Source organism: Desulfamplus magnetovallimortis, from assembly GCF_900170035.1.
GTDB classification, from domain to species: Bacteria; Desulfobacterota; Desulfobacteria; order Desulfobacterales; family Desulfobacteraceae; genus Desulfamplus; species Desulfamplus magnetovallimortis.
This window is the reverse complement of record NZ_LT828563.1, coordinates 4,862-5,915: the sequence shown is the minus strand read 5'-3', so window position 1 is coordinate 5,915 and position 1,054 is coordinate 4,862. Positions and strand designations below refer to the sequence as shown.

Sequence of the window (1,054 nt, the reverse complement as noted above, 5' to 3'; positions counted from 1 at the left end):
GCAATCAGAATGTTCTTCATATAAATCACCCCCATCGGATTAGTAAAATTTCGATGCGTTAATGACTCAAAATCGACATCTTGTTGGCTTTTTTGGCATTTATTGCATTTGTCTGAATCAGGATAACCAGGATTTACAGGATGCTCAAGATTTTTATCCTGTAAATCCTGGTTATCCTGGGCATCCTGATTCAGACAGTATTAACAAGGCTCATAAGGTCATAGGTGTCATTTTTGAGTAATGATAATTCCGCTGTCATCTTTTATCAAGAAGAAAAAAGCAAGCGACAACCCCCAATTCAAACACGAAAAAGTTCCCCCTCTCCATTTATGGAGATGGGGAGTTGCGTTAGTTTTATCCGTATGGGAGTTATCTTGCGAGGGATTGTTGAAGAAGGATGCTATTCAGATAACCTCCCATGACGAGGTCTGGAATGCCTAATTATCAGGGCTATTATGAAAAAAACTTTGTCAAAAACCTGTCACGTTACGGTTCAATAAAGCAACGCATCCGAAAATGTGTAGAACAAGTACTCACAGATCCTTATTCACGCACTGAATTTTTAGGTGATCCCAGCGGAAAGCTCAACTCTTCAAAATATCTTTTCCGTCGTTATACGATTTCAACTTGTTTTAATTCACATGCAATCGTATCAGCACTTAAATCTTGCTCATTAGGCCAGCTGATTCCGCAAAAAAAAGGCTTCACTTGTTTAAAATAATCTTTATCTTGTAGTTGTTTAAATACACCTTTATCTATATATGGTTTAACATCGAATACCCCAGTTCGTCCATCAGACAATTCAACAAATAGGGTATAATCATTATTTGCATTGACTTTTTTACTTTTAACATTCTTCACCGGGCCCCCGACAACCATCTCAGTGACATCAAGACGATCGAAATATGGCTGTAGCCTTTAAGTGCGATGGTCAGAAAAAGGGATAAAATGAAGACGAGGAATAGATGCATAGGCGGGAAGGGTTCACACATTACAAAAGAGAAAAGCTTCGCAACACACGGGCAAGCCTTTCATCTGTTTGAGAAAGTTTTCT

Annotated in this window: 1 protein-coding gene; it reads right to left on the bottom strand. The window is 38.5% G+C overall.

Features of this window, described 5'->3' with window-relative positions; translation table 11 throughout:
- Positions 1-612: 612 nt before the first annotated feature.
- Positions 613-861: a DUF2442 domain-containing protein gene (locus tag MTBBW1_RS24690; RefSeq protein ID WP_222424161.1), complete on the bottom strand. Its 249-nt coding sequence runs from the start codon at positions 859-861 to the stop codon at positions 613-615.
- Positions 862-1,054 lie beyond the last annotated feature (193 nt).